Annotated in this window: 1 protein-coding gene and 1 pseudogene; both read right to left on the bottom strand. The window is 37.3% G+C overall.

Annotated elements, in window-relative coordinates:
• Positions 1–570 (bottom strand): annotated as a pseudogene (locus M23134_RS37240) (efflux RND transporter periplasmic adaptor subunit); the annotation flags it as partial.
• Between the two features lie 47 nt (positions 571–617).
• Positions 618–1,071 (bottom strand): TolC family protein (locus M23134_RS37245; RefSeq protein WP_002706439.1); only part of this gene is annotated, 454 nt, incomplete at its 5' end.

The raw sequence follows: 1,071 nt of genomic DNA on the forward strand, positions 1-1,071 counted from the left end.
TGGTTTGATTTTACGTTCCAGCGATTCTTTATTGCTTTTTGCTTGTAAGTATTGAATTTCAGTACCTATTTTTTGTTTCCACAATTTGTCTTGACGCTCAAACAAAGCATTCGCAAGTTTTAGTTGCGTTTTTACTTCCTCAAGGTTACTTGCCAATACGCTGTTTTCCTGAGCTACCAGTGATTGTCCTGCTCCTACAAACTGCCCTTCCTGTACTGCGATGTAGGTCACCAAACCTTGAGTTTGGGCATTTAAGATTACATTCTTGTCAGAAGTAACTTTTCCTCTCACTTCTACAAAACGAGTAAAAGGTTCTTTAGACACAGGAAGCGTAGTTACCAAAGTAGTTTTGGCTTCAAGCTTTTGTTTGGCATACGATGGGTCAAGCTTTTCCAGCTTTTTTTCCAGTTTGGCAATGTCTGCACGTAGCTTTTCAAACGTTTTGCGTTTTTCAGCAAGTTTGGCTTTTACTTCCAGAACATTTCCATTTTCTCCGCCTTTGTCACCTCCTCCGCAGGCAGTAGCCAATACCAATAAGGTAATAACTATAAGATGTGTTTTTATATTCATGATATGGTGTTTAGTCTTTTATTGAAAGAGATTATGAATATGGATGTCTATTTATCAACTACTAGTTTACCCATTGCTTTATTTAAATCTATTTTGGAAATAATAGCATTATATAAAGCATTATAATAATTAGTTTCGGCTGTTTTAAATTGGTTTTCAGCGTCTATAATATCTAAGTTTTTGCCTGTACCACTCTGAAACTTGATATTGGCTACCCGGCTTACTTCTTTGGCAAGATCCATATTTTGTTTTTGAATTTTTAGGTCTTGCAAGCTGGTAGACAAACTCTGGCGAGCCTGTGCCACCTGAAAATCATAAGTACGCTCAAAAGCTTTGAAATCTTGCTCTATTTTTTGCATTTCAATCCTGGCTTTTTCTACTTTAGCCCTATTGCCTAAGCCCGAAAAAATAGGTACACTAAGGGTAAAGCCGAAGATACCATTGCGAAACCAGTTTTGATTCACATAACCTAAGTCAGACAAGTTGCTTGAGCCAGCGTTA

Source organism: Microscilla marina ATCC 23134, from assembly GCF_000169175.1.
In the GTDB taxonomy this organism is placed as follows: domain Bacteria; phylum Bacteroidota; class Bacteroidia; order Cytophagales; family Microscillaceae; genus Microscilla; species Microscilla marina.